At 52.2% G+C, this 247-nt stretch carries 1 protein-coding gene; it reads left to right on the plus strand.

Annotation, left to right across the window (positions count from 1 at the left end; all coding sequences use genetic code 11):
- The coding region (locus tag Ga0466249_RS26215; RefSeq protein ID WP_215832424.1) for a virulence factor at window positions 1–247 on the plus strand (247 nt) is incomplete at both ends.

The raw sequence follows: 247 nt of genomic DNA on the forward strand, positions 1-247 counted from the left end.
TTTTATCGCTGTCGAGCGCAATGCGAGATTTGATTGGAAAGACATCCTTCCTAAGGTGCGCGCTGCATTCGGAATGGATGAAGCCGAAGAGGCGGAGGGCCGTTCCGAAGAAAAAGAATCGTTCGGCGAGGTTAAAGTTTTCGTGCAAATGTTCAGCGGAATACCGATGCAGGTGAAATTGACCGACGGCGAGCGCGAGGAGCGCTTCGGCCTTCCAGAACGTTTCCAGGAAGCGATCTTGAAGCTT

It is taken from the genome of Pelorhabdus rhamnosifermentans (assembly GCF_018835585.1).
GTDB classification, from domain to species: Bacteria; Bacillota; Negativicutes; order UMGS1260; family UMGS1260; genus Pelorhabdus; species Pelorhabdus rhamnosifermentans.